The sequence below is a fragment of the Paenibacillus sp. FSL K6-1096 genome (genome assembly GCF_037977055.1).
In the GTDB taxonomy this organism is placed as follows: Bacteria; Bacillota; Bacilli; order Paenibacillales; family Paenibacillaceae; genus Paenibacillus_AQ.
The window spans coordinates 6,431,143-6,454,969 of the sequence record NZ_CP150274.1 but is presented as its reverse complement, the minus strand read 5'-3'; the positions used below and the strand labels follow the sequence as shown (position 1 = coordinate 6,454,969).

Annotated in this window: 15 protein-coding genes; 7 read left to right on the top strand and 8 right to left on the bottom strand. The window is 55.1% G+C overall.

The window, feature by feature from the left end; translation table 11 throughout:
• Positions 1 to 79: 79 nt before the first annotated feature.
• From MHI24_RS28180 to MHI24_RS28160, 5 genes are all read right to left on the bottom strand, one after another.
• Complete coding sequence (locus MHI24_RS28180) at positions 80 to 1,147, bottom strand: ABC transporter substrate-binding protein (RefSeq protein WP_340022859.1); 1,068 nt, start codon at positions 1,145 to 1,147, stop codon at positions 80 to 82.
• A gap of 106 nt (positions 1,148 to 1,253) precedes the next feature.
• Positions 1,254 to 2,222 carry a galactofuranose ABC transporter, permease protein YjfF gene (yjfF, locus tag MHI24_RS28175; protein WP_340022857.1) on the bottom strand — a complete coding sequence of 323 codons (969 nt, stop codon included), beginning with the start codon at positions 2,220 to 2,222 and terminating at the stop codon, positions 1,254 to 1,256.
• The gene (locus MHI24_RS28170) at positions 2,212 to 3,255 is read right to left on the bottom strand and encodes an ABC transporter permease (protein ID WP_340022855.1); all 1,044 of its coding nucleotides are present in this window, start codon (positions 3,253 to 3,255) and stop codon (positions 2,212 to 2,214) included. Before MHI24_RS28170 ends, yjfF begins: the two co-directional genes overlap by 11 nt.
• Positions 3,256 to 3,258: 3 nt before the next feature.
• Positions 3,259 to 4,770 carry a sugar ABC transporter ATP-binding protein gene (locus MHI24_RS28165; RefSeq protein WP_340022853.1) on the bottom strand — a complete coding sequence of 504 codons (1,512 nt, stop codon included), beginning with the start codon at positions 4,768 to 4,770 and terminating at the stop codon, positions 3,259 to 3,261.
• 84 nt (positions 4,771 to 4,854) lie between these two features.
• Complete coding sequence (locus MHI24_RS28160; protein WP_340022852.1) at positions 4,855 to 5,901, bottom strand: ABC transporter substrate-binding protein; 1,047 nt, start codon at positions 5,899 to 5,901, stop codon at positions 4,855 to 4,857.
• Between the two features lie 273 nt (positions 5,902 to 6,174).
• Between MHI24_RS28160 and MHI24_RS28155 the strand changes: the two genes are divergently transcribed.
• Genes MHI24_RS28155 through MHI24_RS28145 form a run of 3 tightly spaced genes read left to right on the top strand, consistent with a single transcriptional unit; the run spans position 6,175 to position 10,542 of the window.
• Entirely contained in the window at positions 6,175 to 8,004 is a 1,830-nt protein-coding gene (locus MHI24_RS28155) for a sensor histidine kinase (RefSeq protein ID WP_340022851.1), read from the top strand.
• Positions 7,979 to 9,577 (top strand): response regulator, encoded by a 1,599-nt coding sequence (locus MHI24_RS28150; protein ID WP_340022850.1) that lies wholly within the window; start codon positions 7,979 to 7,981, stop codon positions 9,575 to 9,577. The genes MHI24_RS28155 and MHI24_RS28150 overlap by 26 nt, the downstream gene beginning before the upstream one ends.
• On the top strand, positions 9,574 to 10,542 hold the full coding sequence (locus MHI24_RS28145) for a substrate-binding domain-containing protein (RefSeq protein ID WP_340022849.1): 969 nt from the start codon (positions 9,574 to 9,576) through the stop codon (positions 10,540 to 10,542). Before MHI24_RS28150 ends, MHI24_RS28145 begins: the two co-directional genes overlap by 4 nt.
• Before the next feature lie 155 nt (positions 10,543 to 10,697).
• Here MHI24_RS28145 and MHI24_RS28140 read toward each other — a convergent pair whose 3' ends face one another.
• Complete coding sequence (locus tag MHI24_RS28140) at positions 10,698 to 11,801, bottom strand: IS4 family transposase (protein ID WP_340020563.1); 1,104 nt, start codon at positions 11,799 to 11,801, stop codon at positions 10,698 to 10,700.
• A gap of 402 nt (positions 11,802 to 12,203) precedes the next feature.
• On the opposite strand from MHI24_RS28140, the gene MHI24_RS28135 reads away from it, so the two are divergent.
• The gene (locus MHI24_RS28135; RefSeq protein WP_340022847.1) at positions 12,204 to 12,521 is read left to right on the top strand and encodes a transposase; all 318 of its coding nucleotides are present in this window, start codon (positions 12,204 to 12,206) and stop codon (positions 12,519 to 12,521) included.
• On the top strand, positions 12,407 to 13,393 hold the full coding sequence (locus MHI24_RS28130; RefSeq protein WP_340026820.1) for an IS3 family transposase: 987 nt from the start codon (positions 12,407 to 12,409) through the stop codon (positions 13,391 to 13,393). The genes MHI24_RS28135 and MHI24_RS28130 overlap by 115 nt, the downstream gene beginning before the upstream one ends.
• A gap of 410 nt (positions 13,394 to 13,803) precedes the next feature.
• Here the strand turns inward: MHI24_RS28130 and MHI24_RS28125 are convergent, their stop codons facing one another.
• Both MHI24_RS28125 and MHI24_RS28120 read right to left on the bottom strand, forming a co-directional pair.
• Positions 13,804 to 19,554 carry an S-layer homology domain-containing protein gene (locus MHI24_RS28125; protein WP_340022846.1) on the bottom strand — a complete coding sequence of 1,917 codons (5,751 nt, stop codon included), beginning with the start codon at positions 19,552 to 19,554 and terminating at the stop codon, positions 13,804 to 13,806.
• 281 nt (positions 19,555 to 19,835) lie between these two features.
• Entirely contained in the window at positions 19,836 to 21,512 is a 1,677-nt protein-coding gene (locus MHI24_RS28120; RefSeq protein ID WP_340022845.1) for a carbohydrate-binding protein, read from the bottom strand.
• 248 nt (positions 21,513 to 21,760) lie between these two features.
• Here MHI24_RS28120 and MHI24_RS28115 point away from each other — a divergent pair, with 248 nt between their 5' ends.
• Both MHI24_RS28115 and MHI24_RS28110 read left to right on the top strand, forming a co-directional pair.
• Positions 21,761 to 22,618: an AraC family transcriptional regulator gene (locus MHI24_RS28115; protein WP_340022844.1), complete on the top strand. Its 858-nt coding sequence runs from the start codon at positions 21,761 to 21,763 to the stop codon at positions 22,616 to 22,618.
• 100 nt (positions 22,619 to 22,718) lie between these two features.
• The gene (locus MHI24_RS28110) at positions 22,719 to 23,231 is read left to right on the top strand and encodes a GNAT family N-acetyltransferase (RefSeq protein ID WP_340022843.1); all 513 of its coding nucleotides are present in this window, start codon (positions 22,719 to 22,721) and stop codon (positions 23,229 to 23,231) included.
• Positions 23,232 to 23,827: the final 596 nt, after the last annotated feature.

Below are 23,827 nucleotides of genomic sequence, written 5' to 3'. Positions count from 1 at the left end.
GATCATCTTAAACCAGTTCCCGCCCGGGAACAATGTAGATTTTTGTTTGAAAAGTTGAAATTTTTTGGTATTTTGTCTCTCAATATTTGCGGTTCTCCACTTCCATCGCCGCCAGCTCCTGTGTATAGATATCCTCCGGCGTCACCATCCGCTTGGGCAGCGTCCGCCCGGCCATAATCTCGGCGACCGCCTGCATCAGCAGCGGCCCCAGCAGCGGATTGCACTCCACCACCGCGTTAATATTGCCCGCCGTCATCTGCTCGAACGCCCGGCGCGTACCATCCACCGACACGATAATCATATCCTCACCCGGCACAAGCCCCGCCTCACGGATCGCGTCTACCGCACCAATCGCCATATCATCATTATGGGAAAAGAGCACCCGGGGCCACTTCTCCCTCGGCTGCTGCAAAAACGTCCGCATGACCTCGCGTCCCCCGCTCTGTGTAAAATCCGCAGGAGCACTCATCGTAATCTCAAGGTTCGGCCGCTCCTCAATCAGCTTGCGGAAACCGCGCCCGCGGTCAATGGACGGCGTGGAGCCTACCGTGCCCTGCAGCTCGGCAATGCGGATCGCCTCAGGGTGATGGCGCAGCTTGTCAATCACATACTTGGCTGCCTTGACCCCTTCCTGATAGAAGTCAGAGCCGATAAAAGTCACATACAGCGAGCGGTCCTCCACATTCACGGAACGGTCCACAATAATCACCGGAATCCCGGCCTGCCGGATCTCCAGCAGAACCGGCTCCCAGCCGGTCTGCACCACCGGGGCCACCGCGATTACATCCACCTTGCGTCTGATAAAAGAACGGATCGCCTCGAACTGCTTCTGCTGATCCTGTTCTGCATTACTTAGCAGCAGCGTAATCCCTGCCTCTGCGGCGGCCTCGCGGATCGAAGCGGTGTTCGCCTCCCGCCAGGTGCTCTCCGATCCGAGCTGCGAGAAGCCCAGCACCACCTGTTTAGCGGCGGCAGTATCCCCTGAAGGCAGCAGGCCGGTAAGAACCGCTGGAGAATGCTGCGGCGTGGGCACAGCCTGTTGTACGCCGGAGTTCGCGCTCTCCGAGCAGCCGCCCAGCAGCAGAAGCAGCAGCCCCACCAGGAGCAGCAGGGTCAGACGTCTAAGAACCGTTCGCAGGGTAATCACTCCTTGACTCGATAGAATTGGATGCGGTTACAATTATATAGCAAAAAATAGGGGAGACAAGTACAATTTGTCTCCCCTATTGGTTTGGCCGCTTCCAGCGGCTTCTTTATTCTTTGAGCGTCAGCCGCCTGGAGCTTAATACACGCTGCAGCAGGATGAAGATAAACAGCAGCAAGCCGATGACAATCTTAGTCCACCAGGAGCTTAGGGTCCCCTCGAAGCTGATAATCGTCTGGATCACGCCCTGGATCAGTACGCCGAAGAAGGTCCCCAGCACATAACCTACGCCACCAGTCAGCAAGGTGCCGCCGATGACGACGGCCGCGATGGTATCCAGCTCGAAGCCGACCGCATGCAGTCCGTACCCGGACAGCATATAGAAGGTGAAGACCACTCCCGCCAGCGCCGAGCACAGTCCGCTGAGCGTATAGACCAGCACCTTGGTCCGGGCCACCGGCAGGCCCATCAGCAGGGCCGACTGCTCGCTGCCCCCCAGCGCGTACACATTGCGCCCGAACCGGGTATAGTGGGCGGTGAAGATTGCCCCGGCCACGACCAGCAGGGCGATCACGGCGCTGATCGACAGGAAGCTGCCGCCGGGCAGCGGAATTCTCGTCTGGGCCACTGCCGTGTAGAAGGCATTGTCTATAGTAATGGTATCAATGCTGATGACATAACATAAGCCCCGGGCGAGGAACATGCCGGCCAGCGTAACGATGAACGGCTGGATGTCGAAGTAATGGATGATGGCACCCATCAGGCTGCCGAATACAGCGCCCATCAGCAGCACCAGCGGAATGACAACTGCAGGCGGCCAGCCGTGCTGCTGCACCAGGCTGGCGGAGACCATGGTCGATAAGGCAATAACCGAGCCGACCGAGAGGTCAATGCCGCCGGACAGGATAACGAAGGACATGCCTACTGCCGTGATCAGCAGGAAGGCATTGTCGACCAGCAGATTCATCAGCACCTGAAGCGAGAAGAAGCCGGTATACCGGAAGGAGCCGGCGGCGAACATGACGATGAAGAGCAGGATGGTGACGAGAATCGGAATATACTTGCGGTTAAGAGACATGGCGGCGCACCTCCTTCTCTGCGGGATAATGCCGCGTCTTCCAGCGGGCGGCAACCGCAGCGCGGAAGGCGCTGGACTGGATCAGGCAGACCGCCAGGACGACGAAGGCCTTGACGACCAGTGTTATTTCCGGCGGAACCCCGATCATGTAGATGGTTGTGGTCAGCGTCTGGATAATCAGCGCGCCGATGACGGTCCCGGTGAGATAGAACCGGCCGCCGCTAAGCGAGGTTCCGCCGATGACCACGGCCAGGATGGCATCCAGCTCATACCAGAGTCCGGCATTGTTGCCGTCAGCGCTGGAGACATTCGAGCTGAGCAGCAGGCCGGCGATGCCGGCGCATAGGCCGCAGAATACGTACACGGCCAGAATCACGTACCGGGCGCGGATGCCGGACATCAGGCTGGCGGCGGGGTTGCAGCCGGCCGACTCGATGAACAGGCCGAGGGCCGTCCGGCGGGTAAGCAGCAGGGCGATCACCAGCATCAGGGCGACAACGAAGATCGAGAAGGGCAGCGCAGCCAGCGAGCCGGACCCGATATAGGCATAGTTCGCGCTGGTCACCGTAATGATCTGCCCGCCGGTGATCAGCTGGGCGATTCCCCTGCCTGCCACCATCAATATAAGCGTAGCGATAATCGGCTGAATCCCGGCCCCGGAGACCAGCAGGCCGTTCCAGGCGCCGAGCACCAGCGAGAGCACTACAGCCAGCAGCACCGAGGTGAGGATCAGACCCATGCTGTTCTGGTCCGCCCCCTTGCTGATGCCCAGGCAGGCAACAGCCCCGGAGATCGCAACGATCGAGCCGACTGACAGGTCGATTCCCTTGGTGGCCACCACCAGGGTCATTCCGATGGCGACCAGCATAAGCGGTGCGCCGAAGTTCAGAATATCAATCAGGCTGCCATACAGATGTCCGTCATGGACCGTAATCGCGAAGAAGTCCGGCGAGTAGCACAGATTGAACAGCAGCAGTGCAGCCAGCACGCACAGCGGCCAAAATAAGTGATGCTTGACCATTCGGTTCTTCATAGATTAGCCTCCTGCAATCGCCTGCATCATCTGCTGCTGGCTCATGTCCTTGTCCGAGATTTCCTTCACCTTGCGGCGGTCGCGCAGGATGGCGATCCGGTCGCTGACGCGCAGCACCTCCTCCAGCTCCGAGGAGATGAACAGGAAGGACATGCCCTGCCGCGACAGCGTCAGCACCAGCTTCTGAATCTCTGCCTTGGCCCCGATGTCAATACCGCGTGTCGGCTCATCGAGGATGAACAGCTCCGGCTCGGTCAGCAGCCAGCGGGCCAGCAGCACCTTCTGCTGATTGCCGCCGCTCAGGTTCCGGATTAGCTGCTCCGGGCTTGGAGGGTTAATATTCAGCAGACGGATGTATTCTTCGGCCAGCTCCTCCTGCCGCTTGCGGGAGATCGTGCGGAACATCCCGTTCTTGGCCTGGAGCGCCAGAATGATGTTCTCCCTGACCGTCAGATCGCCGATAATGCCCTCGGTCTTGCGGTTCTCCGAGCAGAAGGCAATCCGCCGCCCGATCGCTTCCCGGGGCGAGCGGATACCGCCGCCCGAAGCCGCCAGCGTGACTTGCCCGGAATCCGGCTTATCGGCGCCGAAGAACAGGCGGGCCGCCTCCGTCCTCCCTGACCCGAGCAGCCCTGCCAGTCCAACCACCTCGCCCTTGCGGATGGACAGGTCGAACGGCTCGATGCCGCCCCGGCGGCCGAGCCCCTCCGCCCGGATCAGCTCACCGCCCAGGCTGTTCTTGTCCTCCGCTGCCAGCTGCGGCAGCTCCTCCAGCAGATCAAGCTCCTTGCCGATCATTTTCAGCACCAGATCCAGGCGGCTTAGCTCGGAGACCATGTATTCACCGGCCGGCTCACCGCCCCGGAGAATGGTCACCCGGTCTGAGATTTCATACATCTGATCCAGAAAATGCGTGACGAACAGAATCGCCAATCCGTCCTGCTTCAGCTTCCGCATGATGCGGAACAGCTGCTCCACTTCGTTCTGGTCCAGGCTTGAGGTCGGCTCATCCAGAATCAGCACCCTGGCGGAGATATTCAGCGCCCGGGCAATCGCCACAAGCTGCTGGACCGCAACGGAGTAGCTCTGCAGGGGAAGCGTGACGTCAATCTGCAGGTTCATCCGTTCCCGGAGCAGCTCCGCCGCCCTGCGGTTCATCTCCTTCCAATGGATGCGTCCCAGCCGCCGCGGCTCTCTGCCGATGAAGATATTCTCGGCAACGCTCAGATTGGGACACAGATTCACCTCCTGGTACACGGTGCTGATTCCCGCCGCCTGTGATTCCTGCGGGCTGTGCATAGCAATGGACCGCCCCTCCATATCCACGCTGCCTTCATCAATGGAATAGACGCCGGTCAGCACCTTGATCAGTGTGGACTTGCCGGCGCCGTTCTCCCCCATCAAGGCATGAACCTCGCCCGGGAACAGGCGGAGATTCACACCGCTCAGCGCCTTGACGCCCGGAAACCGCTTGTGGATTCCGGTCATTTGCAGAATGGGCATCTGCGTGTTCATGATTCCCTCCACTCCTTCTCTCCATAGCGAACCGCTCCGGCAGCTGCTGCACCGCCGGAGCCGGATTCGGTTAGGGTCTGCTGATTAGTACTCGCGGCTGGGCAAAGCTTCCTTGGCCTGCTCGGAGGTAAACGTCGTCTCCTCGGTGACGATCCGCGGCTCTACCGTTTTGCCGTCCACGATATCCTGGACCACCTGCATGAGCTGCGGGCCGAGCAGCGGGTTGCATTCGACGATGAAGTTGATTTTGCCCTCACTGGCGGCCTGCATTCCGTCCTTCACCGCATCGACCGAGATAATCTTGATATCCTGACCGGGCTTGAGTCCCGCGGCTTCAATCGCCTGAATGGCTCCAAGCGCCATGTCATCGTTATGGGCATACAGCACATCAATATCCTTGTTGGCCTTCAGGAAGGCCTGCATAACCTCCTTGCCCTTGGCCCGGGTGAAGTCGCCCGTCTGCGAAGCGATGATCTTCAGATGGGGATTGCCCTTAATCACCTCGGCGAAGCCTGCCATCCGGTCATTGGCCGGTGCAGAGCCAGTAGTTCCCTGCAGCTCCACAATATTAACGTCCTCGGCAGCATCCTTATATTGCTCGGTCAGCCATTGCCCCGCCTTGCGGCCTTCCTCTACGAAGTCAGAGCCCAGGAACGTGACATACAGCGAGGTGTCCTTGGAGTCTACCGCCCGGTCTGTCAGCACCACGGGTATACCGGCAGCCTTTGCCTCCTTCAGCACCGTATCCCAGCCTGATTCCACCACCGGCGAGAACGAGATGACATCCACCTTCTGCTGGATGAACGAACGCAGCGCCTTGATCTGATTCTCCTGCTTCTGCTGCGCATCGGAGAACTTCAGCGTATAGCCTGCCTCCTTGGCAGAATCCTGAATCGACTTCGTATTCGCGCTGCGCCAGCCGCTCTCCGCACCGACCTGGGAGAATCCGAGCGTTATGCTTTTGCCCGCCGTCTTGCCTCCGTTATCCGCCGCCGGGGCTTCCGTGGCTGCATTTCCGTTTTTCCCCGCATTCGCCGCCGTATTCCCGCCATTGCTGTTGCCGCAAGCGCCAAGCATGGTCATGGACAGGGTCAGCAGCAGCGCTGCCCCCATTTTCCCGAACTTCTTCATACGTTTTTTTCCTCCCCCTGGGGTGTTCACCTTGTTTTGCGGTGTTGTGCCCATTTTAAACGCTTACAGGCGGGGTTTTATATGGGCAGCCTTTGGCGTTTGCTTTCTATTTTTGGCTTTGTTTCTCCGGGCGGGAGGCTCAGGTGTATTTTTTTATTCAAAAGGTGGGAATTTTGTTTACGCTTTCTTTTTTGTTCCAGCATTCCAATATTTGTTATAAACTAGAGAGTGAACCTACTCTATTCTCTACTCTACTTGTGAAAGGGAACTCCGATGATGCGGATCACACGCTGGATCTCCTCCAGTCTGAGAGCCAAACTGCTGGCTCTGTTCATTGTGCTGTCCACAATACCGCTGATTGCCGTCGGCCTCATCTCGTACCAGAAATCCTACCAGTCCATTTCCAGCCACAGCAAGGCTTCAAGTATGCTGCAGGCCGATCTGCTGGGGACGAATATCGATAACCTGTTCAAGGATACCGAGCGCCTCCTGGAGCTAAGCAATAATCCGCAGGTGATTCACTTCCTGTTCTCCCAATCTGAGACCTACCAGGAGGCCAAGGATATTCTTCAGACCTTCACACTCTACCGGGATACCTACAAATATGACAATGTACTCAATATCAGCCTGATTAATCTATACGGCAAAGGCATCAGCGAGCGCAGGGGCATCTTCCAGTCAGGCAGCAATCCGCTGCGTAGCCCGCATTTTCAGGAGCTGGCCCGCAGCCCGGAGCTGATTCTCAGGATTCCGCCGTCCCTGATGTCAAGCTATGACCGGGTCGACGGCTTCACGTACGGGAGCCAGGGCGTCATCTCGATCATGACAGCGGTCAAGCAGCGGATCACACATGAGGTTATCGGCTTCATCATTGTGGATCTCAGCGATTCCTTCATTAAAGACTTCTGCGACAGGGTCACAATCGGGACCACCGGGTTCTTCTACCTGACCGATGCGCAGAGCAATCCCATTTATGTGCCGCCTGTCTCGGCGGCGGAGCTTGCTCTGGTTCAGGCGACCCGGCTTCCCGCACGGGAGCTGGAGCGCAGCGGGAGCTTCGTGCAGCAGACCACCGGTCCGCCCCGGTTCATCGTCCACACCTCTTCTCAAGCGACGGACTGGACGATTATCGGTACTGCCCCGCTCCAGGAGATTGTGGCCGAGGCCAACCGGATCAGGCAGCTGATTATCATCAGTGTAGGCTTAAGCATCCTGTTCGCCATCACTCTCCATTATCTGCTCACCCGGCGGCTGACCCGGCCCATCCAGCTGCTTCAGCACAAGATGCGCCTGACCGCAAGCGGCTATCTGGAAGCCAAAGTGAAGCCGGACGGCCGCGATGAGATCGCCGATCTGGGGCAGAGCTTCAACATTATGGTTGAGCAGATCAAGGAGCTGCTGGCGCAGAGCATCCGCAGGCAGCAGCAGCTCCAGAAGGCGGAGCTGCGGACGCTTCAGGCGCAGATCAACCCGCATTTTCTGTACAACACGCTGGATTCGATTGTCTGGATGGCGGAAGCCGGCAATCACGATGGCGTGATCCGGCTGGTGAAGGCGCTCTCAGGCTTCTTCCGGCTGAGTCTGAACAAAGGGCGCGACTGGGTACAGATCCGCTCGGAGCTGGATCACGCGCGCAGCTATCTGATCATCCAGCAGATGCGCTACCGCGACATTCTGGAGTTCAGGATTGAGATTGACGAGGAGCTGCAGGAATATCCGATTCTGAATATGACGCTGCAGCCGCTGATTGAGAATGCCCTGTACCACGGAATCAAGAATAAGCGGGGCAAGGGATTGATCCGTATTGGCGGCTACAGTGACGGGGGCACCATCATGCTTACCGTATCAGACAACGGCATCGGAATTCCCGGAGAACGGCTCGAAGCCCTCAGAGCCTCCATCGAGCAGCCCGTCCAAGCGGGAGATACAGATGCGGAGCAGAGCGGCTTCGGCCTGCAGAATGTGCATCAGCGGCTGCGGCTGTACTTCGGGGCGGAATATGGAATACGGCTGGACAGTACGGAAGGCTACGGCACACATATTACGGTTCGTATACCCAAGAACAGGGGGTCCAAGGATGAAGAAGATTATGCTGGTGGATGATGAGATTCTGATCCGTGAGAATATCCGGCAATGTATAGACTGGGAGAAGGAAGGCTTCCTCTATTGCGGCGACGCCCCCGACGGCGAGCTGGCGCTCCCGATCATTGAAGACCAGCTTCCTGACATTCTGATTACCGATATCCGCATGCCGTTCATGAACGGCCTGGAGCTGAGCTCGGTTGTGCGCCAGCAATTTCCGAAGATGAAGATTATCATTCTGAGCGGCCACGATGACTTCCAATATGCCCAGGCTGCGCTGCGGCTCGGTGTGGAGGATTATTGCCTGAAGCCGTTCAGCGCTGCCGATCTGCTGGAGCTGCTGCATAACGTCAGTGCCAGAATTGATGAAGAGCTGCGGATGCAGCAAAAATATGCCTATACCGCCGAGAATCTGTTCGCCGACCTGTGCGGGGGCCTGATCAGCACAGCAGCCGCCATCGAGGCAGCGCAGCAGTTAGAGCTGCAATTGACCGCTCCTTATTATGCCGCAGCGATATTTACGCTGAATGCCCCGGATGACGGAGCGGTAAAAGCTCTAGAGCCTCCGCCGGATGCGGAGGAGCTGTTCGCCCAGCTGCTGAAGGAGCATGCGGGCGGCTTCACCTATAAGCGCAGCCGAACCGAGACGGTCCTGATCCGCAAGGGCAGCCAGCCGGTACAGATGGCCCGCAGTCTGGATGAGCTGTACCTTACGCTGAAGCAGCAACTTAAGGCGGCCTGCGGTGCGGAGCTTGCTTTCAGCAAGGGCAAGGCGCATGAGCGCCTTCAGGGCATCCACCTCTCCTATCTCGAAGCCGAGAATGACCGGATGCTGAAGAAGATGTCCCGGATGCATTCCGCAGCGATGCTGGATGATTATCTGGACCCGTCCGCCGCCCGGGAGGTTCTGCTGGACCGCAGCCGGCTGATCCAGTTCCTGAAGCTGGGGGATCAGCAGCAGATGCCCGCCTTCCTGCAGGAGCTATCCGCCGGGCTTGCGCAGGTGAACTGGAATTCCGGCTATGCCTGCTATCTGATGAACGACATTACGCTGGAGCTGGTGCAGACGGCGAAGCTCAGCTTCCGGGCAGCCGGCAGCCAGGCCGGGCTGCTCAGTGAATTGCAGCCGGAGCTCACCGCGGTGTCCTCTGCGGATGAAGCCCTTCAATATCTGCAGCAGCTATACAGGCGGCTGTGGGCGTGGCGGTCCGAGGGGGCGGATAAACACCGGGAGCTGATTGACAAGGTGAAGCAATATATCGGGGAGCAATACGGCAAGGAGCAGCTCTCCCTGAACGATATCGCCAGCGTGGTCCGGGTCAGCCCCAGCCATCTGAGCAAGACCTTCAGCCAGGCGACCGGGCAGACGATTACCGAATTTCTGACCGCCACCCGGATGGATAAAGCCAAGGAGCTGCTGAAGTCCACGGGTCACAAGACCTTCGAGATCGCCTACAGGGTAGGCTACAACGACCAGCATTACTTCTCCAATCTGTTCAAAAAAGTCACAGGCATGACCCCGATGGAATACCGCAGACAGGGCAGCACGGAGGAACGGCTGCAGCCCGTCCGCAGAGGAGCGGAGCGTTCGTGAGCCCCTCCCGAAAGCGCAGCCTGCTGGTCCGGCTGCTGCTCCTGCTGCTGGCGGCGGGCCTGGGCCTTGGCGGATGCTCGGGGCCGGACGGGATGCCGGACGCCCCGCTTACAGACGGCGGCGGCTCCCCGTCAACTCCGGACCGAGAGCCGCCGCTGACCTTCGGTATTCTCTACCCGATGGTGAATGATTCCTATGAGATGATCACAGAGCGGGCCGAAGAAGCGGCGGCCAGGCATAACGTCAGCCTGCTGGTTCAGGCACCGGACGAAGCCAATCTGGAGCAGCAGATCCGCATGATGGAGATGATGATTAAACGCGGCGTAGACGGCATCGCCATAGCGCCGGTTGATTCGCAGGCGATCGCGGGGGTTATCAATAAGGCCGCCGCCCAGGGCATTCCCGTGGTCTGCTTCGAGTCGGATTCGCCCGGCAGCAAGCGGGACGCCTATATCGGAGCAGACAACCGGGCCACCGGCGAGGTTATCGGACAGACAGTGGCCCGGCTGCTCAGCGGCAAAGGGATGATTCTGGTCGAGTCGGGGATGTCCCGGATGCAGAGCACGCGGGAGCGGTTGCACGGCTTGCAGAATTACCTGAACCGGTATACGGAGATCGATGTTCTGGAGGTGCGGCACAATGACGGCAGCGAAGAGCTGGCCGCCCGGCAGCTGGAGCAGATGATCTCCGACCATCCCCATTTCAGCGCGCTGGTCAATCTGGATTTCGTCTCCAGCGCAAGCTCCGTCCTGGTCTGGAAGGCCAAGGGGCTGAAGCGCTATAACTTTGCGCTGGGCCTCACCCCTGCCCTGAAGCAGGCCATGGACAACGGGCAGATTACCCGGATCATCTCCCAGAACGAGCAGAACTGGGGCGAGGAGATTATCAATGCGCTGCTCCTGAGAGCCAATGGTCTTGAAGCAGCGAAGCGGGTGGATACGGAGATTAGGATTATGGGGGACTAGTACAGCTGATTGTATATCCTGCAATAGAATACGCATAACTGATCGTAAAAGGAGATTCTATTGTATTCTATACAGTAGAATGTTGGGTTTTGGGTGAAAAAAGGGCTTTTTTCAATATTCAATTGTACCGAATACACGCCTGTTGATTAGCTAAATTATGGGAATGTAAGATTATTAGTCAAAAAAGTAATCCATTCTACGGGTAATCGTTGCAGCGTAAATAAGCGGTCAAAATCGGCAAACGTTAGTTTGGCGCTCCAATGAACCACTGCATTTCCTTTGTCAAAGAGGAATTTCAATAACACATAAACCAGTAAAGCGGTATACAACTGTCCGTACACAGCATTGGGTGTGGTCCCAAATAAGGTTGGAATGTTTAAATGCTGCTTAATCCAGCGAAAAAACACTTCGATCTGCCACCGCTTCTTGTAAATTTCTGCAATCCGCTCAGCGGAGTGCCAGTGCAGATTCGTAGCAAGAATCACCGGGTTGCCTTGTGGGTCTCTTAGAATTACTACGCGAAAACGGTTCTTGGAAAGCCGTTGTCCTTTTCCTAATTGGCAGGTGAAATCTTGTTCGAGAGTTCCTGTGAAGGGTTCGCTTCGTATCCGGGCAACCGGGGACTGAAAGAGCGTGTTGTCCCGAAGCCGAATGACAAAGCATTGGTGCTGCTCCAGATACTCATCGAATCGTTTGTGACTGCCATACGCCCGATCGGCTACGATAATAAACCGTTTGTCGATCAGCTCGGGACAGCTTTTAAAATCATGGGAATTCCCTGTGGTCTCGGTCACCTTAAAGAGCCGGCCTTCATCGGCCACCACCGACACGTGTAATTTGATTCCTGCGCGTTCGCCTTTCAGCGGAGCCCAAGGAAGCCGTTCTTTCCCGACGGTAATTTTGGTGGAATCGACGAGAAGTAAGGCTTTGGGAATCCCTAAATGTCTTCGGGTCGAGCGATTACACAGATCAATCATGAGGTTCAGCAATTGCTTAAAAAGCTCGAAGGGAACATCTTTCGCTTTTTTGGAAAGCGTTGAATGGTCTACGGGTCTAAGGCCGCTGGAATCCATGCGTACTTCACCATCCCGATATCCCTCCCACTGCTGGAACGAAGCCTCCGCCAAGAATAAAAAGAGGTCATAGACGGTAAACTTTCTTGCTGTATCGACATATTCAAGTTCTTGAAGAAACGGTGAGAGTTTCTCTTCAGGAATCACTAATTGCAGAATGTTCGAGATTGAAGTAGACTTTTTCATGAGGTCGCCTCGTTTCGGATGTTTGTAGGGGTACAAACACTTTACCGAATGAGTGGCCTTTTTGCTACCTTTTTTTGGCTAATCAACAGGCCTGTACCGAATACAATAGAATCTATTTTGAAGCCTTTTTTACAGCATTCCATTGTATAAAATGCAGTTACTGTTATTCCAGCGCCTACAGCATCCAAATGACTGTTGCGGGAATGAGGCGCTGGCTTATTAAGGTTCTGCTGTCATCCACTCGATTTAGGCGCACATGAAAGGAGACTTAACTGCACTTTGTACAACTGGATCGTCGGATTTACCGCTAAATTTCCGTTTAGCTGCATTTCTGCAGTTAGAATTAAAAGTGGACACCCGTTAAGAAAGCACGAATAATGAACTTAACGAGGAGGTGTTCCCATGGGTGAACAACGGCAGCGATACAATGAAACCTTTAAAAGAGAAACGGTGAAGTACATTCAGGAACAAACAAAGTCAGTGGTGGAGATTGGGGAGGAACTGGGGATCTCCCCTGGCGTGCTGCACAACTGGCTGGCGAAGTATCGGGAATTCAGCAACGAACCTCTAAATAGTGCGGAAAAGGTTCGCGAACTGGAGCAGCGATTGGCAGAACAGGAAAAGGAACTACGAGCAAGAGCGCAGCGCATTGCAGACGTCGAAGAGGAGCTTGCCATCGTAAAAAAAGCGGTGCACATCTTCAGCAAACCAAAGAACTGAGATTTCAGTTCATCGAAACCCATCGCTCTGAGTTTCGAGTGGAGAAGATGTGCAGCATGCTCAAGGTTTCCCGGAGCGGATTTTACAAGTGGCGCGAGAAGAAAACCAGCCCCCAAGCGGAGCGTAAGGCAAAGTTGCTCCAACGAATCACCTATCATTTCAAGGATAACCAGAGACGTTACGGCAGTCCCAAAATCACCAAGCTTCTACAGAAAGAAGGCTACACGGTTAGCGAGCGGACGGTGGGGAAATACATGCAAGAGCTAGGTTTACGCTCCTGTGTCGCCAAGCGTTTTCACGTGAAGACGACCGACTCTCATCACGATTTGCCCATTGCTCCGAACCTGCTGAACCAAGAGTTTAAAACGGACGAACCCAACCGAGTCTGGGTCACGGACATCACCTACATTCCCTGCCGGGAAGGCCGGTTGTATCTGGCCAGCGTGCTGGACCTCTGTACGAGAGAGATTGTGGGTTTTAAGGTAGATGACCGAATGACGACCGAACTGGTGCTAGGCGCACTGGAGGACGCCTACCAGGCTAAACGGCCAAAGAAGGGGCTCACCCATCACTCGGATCGGGGTTCGCAATATGCCTCTGTAGAGTACCGTAAACGCCTAGAGAAGTACCACATGAAGGCCAGCATGAGCCGCAAGGGAAATTGCTATGACAATGCCTGCATCGAATCCTTTCATAGCCTCCTAAAGAAAGAGTTCGTCTACTGCACGAAGTTCAAAACGAAGGAGCAGGCGAAGCACGAGATCTTCCAGTACATTGAATTTTTTTATAATCGCAAGCGAATCCATAGTGCGCTGGGTTATGTTTCCCCTGTTCAGTTTGCTGCGCAGTTTAAAAAGAGAAAACATGCATAATTCACTTTTTTTGTGTCCACTTTCTTGACGGAGGTCCATTCGTACATTAAAAATTCCAGTTGTACCGGGGTTCTCGCCAGTTTGGGCAGATTTAGTTGTACAGACTACAGTTAGGAGAGCAAAGGCTGTCTTTTCACTGTTTTTAATTGCGCAGAATACAACTATCACCGAAAGTTTGCTTCAATTAAACTTTATGGATGGAAATCTCCATCCAAATAGCCAAATAACCCTCCGGCCGGCCAGCATCCGGCCCATCTTACGATGGGGGGCGCTCGCGGACATGAGGGTTATATGCTGTGATGCTGTGATGCTGCGGTGCTGTGATGCTATGGTTCTATGGTTATATGGTTATATGGTTATATGGTTCTGTGGTTCTGTGGTTCTAACCTTCTACCTTCGGAGGGACTTCCCTACCTCTTCAGTATACGGAAGATCATGACAGCGGCTTCCGCCCTCGTGGTAGCCGCTTCAGGGTGAATGGATGTGCCGTCTCCCTGCACAATGCCTGCTCTTACCAGAGCTGCAACACTATCCACGGCATACTCCGCCACTTCATTCCGGTCCACATAGCTGCTTAAATCTCCGGCGCTGCCGCTGACCGGTAACTTGCTCACCGCCTTCAGCGCCCTGGAAGCAATAACCATCATGTCCTGTCGGGTGATTTCACTCTTCGGATTAAACCTGCTGCCGTCAACTCCCTGGATGATGCCCAGCTTCTTGGCGATGCCCAGTGCTTCATAATAATAGGTTCCCTGATTGACATCCGCGAAGCTGGAATCTGCCTCTGCCTCCGCTTCAAGTCCCAATGCCCGCACCAGCATCAGCACAAAGTCTGCTCTCGTAATGTTCTTCTCCGGGTTAAACGTCGTACCGGAGGTTCCTGTGATAATACCCAGCCCGTATAGGGTGTCAATCGCCTCGGATGCCCAGCTATACTTGGCCTGCACATCCCGGAATGGGCTGACAGGCACCGGAGAAGGTGCCGGAGTTACAGCCGGTGACGGTGTTGGCGAAACCACTGTTCCAGGCACTGGGGTTGGCGTTGGTGCAGATGACGTCATAGATCCAGGCGCAGATGTCGGCGCTGGTGTAGATGCTGGTGTTGGTGTTGGCGTCGGTTTCAGCGTTGGTGCTGGCGTCGGCTCAGACGGACCTCCGCTGTCTTTTAGCGTAGTCACAGAGAGAGCGGGACCATTCTTGCTCCAATTCCCGGCCTCATCCCCGGCCTGCACCGAGAAATGATACGCTGTTCCCGCAGCAAGCCCGGTAACCTCGTACCGCAGCTCTGTTCCAGACAACGCAGCAATTTCCTCTGATCCCCTATAGACTTTGTAGTCTGTCACTCCCGTATCGTCAGCAGCCTGCGTCCAGGTTAACACAAGGCCGGATGCCGTAATCCGTGAAGCTTCAAGCATGCTCTCCTCCGGCCAGACCGGAGGTGTGGTATCTTCAGCAGGCAGCGTGGTTGCTGACACCGAAGGCCCATCGGCACTCCAATTGCCGCCCGTATCTCCTGCCTCCACTTTGAAGCTATACGTAGTACCCGGCTGCAATCCCGTGACCTGATAGCTATATACGGCTCCGGTTACGGTCTCCGTGTACACAGCATCTGTAACCGTAATCGGCTGGTCTCCGGTTCCGTTCGTAATCCGGTACCCGTAAATGCCGCTGTCATCTGTGGCCGTAGCCGACCAGGTCAGCGTCAACCCGTCACTCATGATGCCGGAAGCTTCAAGCTTGCTTCCTTCCGCCCAGACCGGCGGTGTGATGTCTTCACCCGGCAGGGTGGTCACCATAGTGGAAGGTCCGTCCTTACTCCAGTTACCCGCAGCATCTCTTGCCTCCACTTTGAAGGTATACTGCGTGTTCGGCAGCAGCCCGGATATCTCATAACGGTATACGGCTCCGGCTGGGGTCTCCACCGGCTCAATGCCGGTTACAAGCAGCGGCTCGGCATCGATCCCGTTGTAGATGCGGTAGCCGGTAACGCCCAGATTATCCATTGCCGCGGGCCACGATAAGGTAACCCCGGTGCGCGTAACACTGGTAGCCTCAAGCTTGCTTCCCTCCGGCCAGATCTCTCCCGTCTCGCCCAGGGTCTTCGCCAGGGTAACTCCTGAGAAGGTGACTTTGAAGTCCGTAACAGCGCTTGTATTGGTTCCATACAATTGCACCCTGGCAGCCTTGAAGAATTCCGGGGTATACGTGGACGGATTGCCCATTGTGGTCCAGAAGGAACCGCTGTTGGTCGAGAAATAGCCTTGCACCACATTGCCTTCTTTTACAATCCGCAAGTAATAATTAGTCCCGCTCAGGTTGGTCTGATTCGTATTGTTGGTGAAGGACTGGGTGCCGGTTTTGCCTGAATTATTGACTTTGATATTGCTGCTGACCTTTCTGGCATTGATCCGGTAAAATTCTCCGCTTGAACTGCCGCTGATGCCAAGCCCAACCTGGGCATTCTCGCCCATGGACGGATCATTCAGCGGTTTGTCAACGGTGAGCTTCGCCGTCAGCGTCCAGTTGCCTTCAGCGGAGCCCGGAAGCTGCAGCATATTATGGCTGCCCGGATAGTCCGTATCGCTCTTCAAGGTCTGAAGCTCCGCCCCGTCTGCGCTATAACGGAGTGCAGTCTGCGGATCAGCCGGGTTCACCACCTCCCAGCCTGCCGGAAGGCCATTCGAGAAATCAACCGCCTCGTTCGTACGGAAGAAGATTTTGTAGGTCTTCACTTGCCCGCCTTTGATAAAACGAACCACTGCCGTGCCTTGCGCACTGTTCGCCTGCGAGACACTCACAAGCTCAGCCGGATCGCTGGTCACCGCCGTTACCTTCGGAATGGCGTTTCCGGTCACCGTAAATGTATATTCCAGCTTCGCCTGGTCAAAATCAGACGGCTGAACACCATCGATAAAGAGGTTGCGCGAGACAATAACCTCAGGGGTAAGCGACATTTGGTCGGCATACAGGATGTTGGCATCCTTCGCATACACCGCCAGCACTACCTTCGCTGTCCCTGCGGGTTCGTCGTACGTAAACGGCTGATTAGGCGTCTCATGCCAATCCGCCACCTTCACATCCACAGGCTGGAAGGAGCTGAGACCCAGCGGGCCGCCTTCAAGAATACGTCCAATCAATTTGCCGTTCTGCCAGTATGCCGGATCTCCGGCCTCACGGGCAGCATAAGGTTCCGGCATATCGCGTCCGTTGACCGGCTCAATGCCAAGCTGAACTCCGTCCTTGTCGTAATACACCAGCGCCACTTCCACATCTCCGGGATGCTCTGCTGCGACATCATAGCTGTCCGGACGGCTCATCATCGAGAGGAAATAGCCCTTGAAATTATAGCTCTCTCCCGGGCTTAGCTTGCCGGTCACATCCTGCCAGATACCGTCATACTGCTCCGCAGCACTGATGCGGCCTGCAAGCTTGCCGGACCCGGCTACCTTGGAGGTGGAGCTGTTCTTCAGGTAGCGGGAGAGTCCCGAGTAGCTCTGTATCGTATCAGCTGTGAGTACTGGTCCTGTGACAGCAGGCTCGAAGCTGCCGTTATTGTAACGGCCTGCCGACCAGTGATCGGTGCTTACGCTTGTGGCTGTATCGAAATCACCATTCAGCAGCAGGTTCCCCGGAATCGTCACGACCGAGTTATTGGCGGCTGCACTCCAGTCTGAATCGCCTGCGCCGAACAGGAAGCGGTCAACGGTAATGGTACCGTCAGCTCCGCTCAGCTCAGCCACAATATAGAGGTCCTTGTGCCCGTAAGCACTGAGATCACCGGTATCGACCATAGCCTGGAATTTGCCGTAGCTGTCGTTGGCCGGTACCGGAATCGCTGCAACCCGCGTACCTTCGGACAGAATATCGGCAGTGCTGCTGACAGCAGTCCCCACCGGAAGCACATAAGCGGCAAGCTTGCCCCCCTGGGCCGATTTCGTCTGGGCGGTAAGGTACAGCAAGTGTCTGCGGACTACTCCGCCGTTCGCCGAGCCGTCTGCGAAGTTCACATTCTTGTATGCAAGAACTCCGCCGTCGCCCAGGGTCACTGCCTCGTTGGCCCGGCCCGCCTGGCCTGCGCTGTCACCGGGCACATGGTTGTCATTAGCCTCTCCTTCCAGCGTGGAGAAAATGTCGCGTTCCCCGTCAAGTCCGTGATAGGTGGCAAAGGTGCCCTTGGACGGAACAATCGTCACGATGCTGGCGGACGGAATGTCAATAACGAACTTGCCGCCGCTTACCGGAATGGTGCCCAGCTTCTTCTGATTCTCGCTTCCCGAGGTGCGGAACACGGTCACACTGTCCGTTCCGTCCGGGAAGTCCTTCAGATTGAATTCCAGCGGCTGAACGCTGTCATCGTTGTTCGCATTCGATACTGTGATGGAGAAATCACTGGTAACCGGATTCTTGAAGCCGACCACATTCAGATCGGGCGCGGGTACGCGTGTAACATCAAAGCGCACATCGCCGGGATTCATGAACCGGGAGAAATGGCCGTAGCCGTAAAAGCGCTTGAACAACCGGTATTCACCCGTCAGTGTACTGATCCGTCCCGGCTCCTGCTGGGAATTGGTACTCACGAAGCGGATCAGGTCAGAGCCGTCCGCGCCGTTGCTGTCCCACATGCTCCACCAGACAAAGCCGTTAAAGCCCGGATTGCTGGTGAACATATTCGTCATCAGATTGGACCAGCGCACGGCGTCATTGATATTCTGATTGCCGTACCGCTGGGTGTATGCGCCGGCCGACCCGTCACCGGTGTCCTGGTTCATGAATTCTGCCTGCCAGAGCTTATACTTGTTCAGCCATTCGGGATATTTGCTGCCATCCCTGGTGTAATCCAGAGGACTCTTAGAGAAATCACCGGTGTGGTACAGCTTGTTCTCATCCGTACCGATGCCGACCGTACCGTAGAGATGGGTGGTGAATACATCGAGGTACGGATTCTTGTCAAGCGCATTGTCCGGGTCCGTCTGCGAGAACACTTCACCGCCTCTGCTTAAGGAAGCGCCCAGATTCGTGCCGTCCACTGCGGCAAGCTGGGGGATGAAGTCGATGAGCTTGCCTTCCGGGTTACGGATATCATAAAGAGCGCCGCCGGGCTGCATCGATTTCTTCAAGGCAGGCCCGATATAGCCGTTAATCAGTTCAGTAACGTAAGCGGCGGAGCCGTTCGCCAGATCGACTTCGTTAAAAGGATTGATGTGAGTAATCGGAATCCCCCACTGCTCCCACATGCCGCGGATATAATTGACAAGATAATCTGCATAGGCCTGATAATATATTTTGACCGGTTGTCCGTTAATGGTGGCGGTGTCGCTGCGGATAATTTTGCTGGGAGAATTGGTGTTGGATTGGCTCATCCAGTAAGGTACGGTCCAGGTGCAGGCGTAGAATTGCTTGACGCCATACTGCTGGGCCTGAAGCATGGTCCAGACCTGATCGATATCGAACAGCTCTTTGCGGGTACGCGGGGAGTTCTTGATGACTACCGGCTGTTCACCGGGCTTGCTGAGAAGATTGGTCGGACCGCCGTCGTCATTGCCGATCGGCTGATTCCAGGAGGGATAGTCCCAGATGAAGTCTTGCACAGGTACAAGGGTTCCGGGAGCGTGCTCCGGTTCCACCGGCCAGATGCTGTCGGTATTGCCATCGTAATAACGGTTCTCCGCTTCGATCTTGTAGCCGTATTGTCCCGCTGTCCCGCGCATGGGAATGGCATTTCCTTCAATGTCGAAGCCGGGATTGTTCACATCGGCCAGGAGACTGGTAAGCGGGTTGAAGCCCGGGCTGGCCGCCGTTGCCCCGGAAGCGGTCAGACCGCCGTTGTCGCCGATGATCACTCTCACAATGTCGTGGCCTGTACCCTTCTGTTCACTGAAGGTCAGATCGAGCAGATGCCTGACGGTATCCTGATGGCCGGCGGAAGCGAGCTGCAGCATATGCACGGAGTCCGTATAAGCATAAGCGGCGCCCACGCCGTCCATGGTCTGGTACGTCTTGTACCAATCGGCGGTTACCTGTGCCGGAGCAGTAGCGGCCTGAGCGGCAGCCGCCGGAGCAGCTTGAAGCGGGTTAGAGAATGGCATAGGGGTAATGACGGACAGCAGCAGCACGCCAGCCATTGAAGCCGTGAGTGCCTTTCTCCTGATCTTTTTACTCATCCTAGAGATTCCTCCTCTTGTATGCGCTTTCATGGTTTTGCCTGGTAATATCTTAACAATTGAACTTGGACATTTGTAGCAGACGGATGCACGATTGATTATAAAATAACACTATTCTCTTTCAAATTTAAACGTTTGCCCCAGAGACGCCAAAAATCCCGGCCCGTAAACGCACTGTGCAAGCTGCTGTCTACAAGCCAGGATTGATTTTCAGCCTATTGAACGCCCTGATGAACTTCTTCAGGAATTTCCTGAGGAATTGTCCGATGAGTCTCCAGGGCTTACTGGGCGGTCACATTAATGCTGTCCACATTCGGTCCTTCCGTACCGGTAGTCACCACTTTAACCGTATTGTTGCCGACATTCATAGGGACCTGAACCGTCTTCTCTCCCCAGGAGGACCAGGCCCCCGTTGCGGTAAACGCGGCATTGCTGATGACCTTGCTGCCGTTCACATACACATCCAGATTTCTTGTGCCGCTCTCCAGGGCATAGCGGAATTTCAGATTCTTGGTCCCGGCCACGGCACAGTACACACTGTTCCACTGGATCGCAGCATCCGTTGCCGCATTAAAATTGACGTAGCCGCTGCCCGTATAACCGGCATTGATTGTCTCTACGACCGCATTCGTCAATGTGGTGTCAGTCTCAGCTTCATAAGTCGTTCCCGAGCCGGTGCCGCCCCCGCTTCCAAGCTCCGCTACAAAGGTCGTTACACTTTGCGCCGGAAGCTGGGCTGTAAAGGAACCATTCGATACATTGATGGATGCTCCCGCAGCAACCTTCCGGCTCGCATCCGTGATCCATGCCGAGGCACTGGAGGCCGTCCCGTTCTGCAGGACAAACTTCTGGCTTACGGCCGATGTGCTTTTGTTAATAGCGACAATGACTGCCTTGTTATCACCCTTGTAGGCGGAGACATAGACATTGGTATTCGGGTTCTTCGTGGCGTCCACTCTTACATAACCCGGGCGGATAAACTTGGAGAACTGGGCCATGCTGTCCCCGCGCTTGCTGATGGTACCGTCCTCATTCATCGGGCTGTATTGACGGCGGATATACCACCATACATAGGCCTGGAAATCCCCTTCCACCAGCGCATTGTGCATATGGTATGCCACCTCCAGCGCCTCCGGCCACAGGTTGGCCGAGTTGTTATTGCTGTTCGGGTAATAGACCTCGGTCATCCACAGATCTTTGCCTGCACCCTTCTGCTTGAAGAGCGGATAGGCAAAGTTGTTCACCTGAGTTCCATACAAGTGCGCCCCCAGAATGTCCATATTGGCCAGCGCCTGGGAGTCATTCAGGATCGGGTCAGACATATTCTTCAGATATTGAAAAGATTCCGGAGCAATAACCCGGCAATTAATCGCACCGGCATAATTCTTCATGAAGTTCAGCATTTCGGCAGGCGTCCACCAGGTCCAGGTCTCGGCATAGTCCGGCTCATTCTGCACCGAGATGGCATACAGATCCACCCCGTTATTCTTCATGTACGTCACGAAATCATTCAGATGCTGGGCATATGCGCCGTACTTGTCATATCTGAGACGCTTGGCCGAGGGATTCCCGTTGCGGTTGAAGGTCTCTGTCATGCTGCTGGGCGGATTCCACGGCGATGCAAAGACGATTGCTCCCTTGGCAATGGCTGCCTTGGCCGTATCCAGTTCCCTATACCAGTTGTTCGGGTTCTCGTCTACAGAGATTCTCAGAATCGAGAATCCCAGCTGGTTCGCCCCGTTGCCGAAGGCGGTCTCCCGCTGCGCGGCTGTCAGATCGCCGATCCAGACCGGATGGTTGATGCCCCCGAATCCGCGGATCACCTGCTTCTGGTCAGACAGATTGACGGTCACATCGCTGGCCGCATTTACTTTGGGCGGCGGCGGAATCACCATTGCAGACAGCATGGTCACACTAGCCAATAGGGTCAGCAGTGTTTTTTTGAATTTTGATTTCATTGCTTCAGCTCCTCTTCACATGATTGGTTTCTATCCTTTCTGCCGGACCTTCTCCCGTTACACCTCCTGTCTGCTAGAAGCGGCAGCTGAACACCATACAGGCTTGTCCATAGTTCTTGCAGCACTTGCAAGCGCTTCCTTTTCCTGTATTATATTAAATAGTTGCCAGTCTAGTCGTTGCACATCTGAGAGAATATATTGCGCGGATACCGATAATCCTAATATATCCATTTAAAGGAATGTGTGCCATGGAGCAGAATATCAAGTATGTGTTCAACCCGATCCCGGAAGAGATGATCTGTTTCCACAAGGCCACCACCACGGAGCAGCTCAACCCGGCTCACCCCTATCACCAGCACGATGCCTACGAAATCTATCTCTTCCTGAGAGGCAACACCTATATGTATGTGGAGCAGTCCTGCTACAAGCTCTCCCCCGGCGACCTGCTGCTGATCCGGCCCGGCGAGATGCACCGCTGCGTCTGTGCCGACAACCAGATCTATGAGCGGATCGGGCTGAATCTCCGAAAATCCGCCCTGCAGCGGCTGTCCAGCCGCCGCACGAATCTGCTCGCCTGCTTCGAGGCCTCTCCCTCCGGGCTGAATACGCTGATCCGGCTCTCCCGGGACCAGTGCGCCTTCTATTCGCGGCTGGCCGACCAATTGATTCACAGCCTCCACTCAGAGGACTACGGCCAGGACCTGCTGGCCGATTCCTATGCAACCCGGCTGCTTGTGTTCATCAACACCCTGCAGCAGTCCTCCGCCGCCCTGCCGCACAATCTCATGCCGGAGCTGGTCCGCCAGACGATGGCTTACATTGAAGAGCATCTGCTTGAACCGATCTACTCCGCCCAGCTTGAGCAGGAGTTTCATTACAGCGGCAAATATATAAGCCAGCAGTTCAAGGAGCACACGGGACTTACGATCCGCTCCTACATCGTCAATAAGCGTGTCTCCCTGGCCATGAGCCACCTAACCGCCGGCAAAAGTGTCGCGGCCGCCTGCGAGCTGTCCGGCTTCAGCGATTATGCCAACTTCATCCGCAGCTTCACCAAGGTGGCCGGTGTGTCACCAGGCAGATACCGGACTGGTATGCTGCCGTAAGTGCTCGGCATTCTTTTGAAAAAGGTAAGGTTCATTATAGGTGTCTTTTCCCTTACGTTCGCTGTAATGTGCTGATACAGTAGGTTAGGAGAATAATATTATGGAGGTTAAAATGAAGGCGACTATTCAGCAAATAACAGATGCAAACAAAGAACTATTTGAGAACTTATTTAACTATTATCTCTATGAGCTTTCTGCTTACTCGCAGGAGGATATCGGAACAGAAGGTACATTCGAAATGGAAGATATCTCGCCATATTATAGGGACGAACGGTTGTATCCTTACTTCATCACATTTAATGACAGAATCGTTGGTTTTATTCTGATTACCTCTCCTCCTTATGTTGCCAGGGAAGTGGACTATTCAGTGCAGGAACTGTTTGTATTGCCCAAATACAGAGGTACAAATATAGCCAAAGATGCTGTCATGCAAATCTTCACCCTGCATTCGGGCCGCTACGAAGTAGGGATGTTCAAATCCAATGTAAAGGCGGTTAAGTTCTGGACAAAGTTGGTAGCAGCACTTCAAATTCCAGTCTCCATAGAAGATGGGGTCACTGAAATTCAAGGAAATGTAGTGCAGACGATGGGTATGAAATTTACGGTATCCTGAGGGTCTGTTTGGAACAAAATCACCCTAAAGGTTGAATAAGATTACGTTGGCACGAACGCAATGTATGCTGTTTTTCACATACGTTTGGTCCGTGTGCCTGCTTGCGAGCACAATGTATACTGTTTTTCACATACATTTGGTCCATACGTCTGCTTGGGAGCACAATGTATGCTGTTTTTCACATACATTCAGGCCGTGTGCCTGCTTGCGAACGCAATGTATGTATGCTGTTTTTCACATACATTCAGACCGTGTGCCTGCTTACGAATACAATGTATGCTGTTTTTCACATACATTTGGTCCATATGGCTGCACGCGAGCACAATGTATGCTGTTTTCCACATACATTCAGGCCGTGTGCCTGCTTGCGAACGCAATGTATGCTGTTTTTCACATACGTTCGGTCCGTATGCCTGCTTGCGAACACAATGTATGCTGTTTTTCACATACGTTTGGTCCGTGTGCCTGCTTGCGAGCACAATGTATACTGTTTTTCACATACATTTGGTCCATACGTCTGCTTGGGAGCACAATGTATGCTGTTTTTCACATACATTCAGGCCGTGTGCCTGCTTGCGAACGCAATGTATGCTGTT